The organism is Bacillus sp. AF23, assembly GCF_020861455.1.
GTDB lineage: Bacteria > Bacillota > Bacilli > Bacillales > Bacillaceae > Bacillus > Bacillus halotolerans.
Window position 1 is genome coordinate 1 of sequence record NZ_JAJHVY010000055.1, and the last position, 391, is coordinate 391.

Sequence of the window (391 nt, forward strand, 5' to 3'; positions counted from 1 at the left end):
GGCTCAACTGACGCTTCTTCTGCTTTTATACCGCCGCTTTCCTCCGCTTTTAAAGTCAATGGCGCTGACCGCTCAGCTTCTTCCTCTTCATCTGCTTGCTCTTCACGAAGCCTCGCTTCCGAGACAACAAGCTCCGGTGGCTCAACTGACGCTTCTTCTGCTTTTATACCGCCGCTTTCCTCCGCTTTTAAAGCCAATGGCGCTGACCGCTCAGCTTCTTTCTTTTCATTTTCCTGTTCTTCACGAAGCCTCGCTTCCGAGACAACAAGCTCTGGCGGCTCAGCTGGCGCTTCTTCCGCCTTTATATCTTCGCTGTCCTCTGATTTCAAAGCCAATGGCGCTGACCGCTCAGCTTCTTCCTCTTCATTTTCCTGCTCTTCACGAAGCCTCG

General features: G+C 52.2%; 1 pseudogene. It reads right to left on the minus strand.

The window, feature by feature from the left end:
• Positions 1 to 391 (minus strand): annotated as a pseudogene (locus LNN34_RS21820) (stage VI sporulation protein D); the annotation flags it as partial.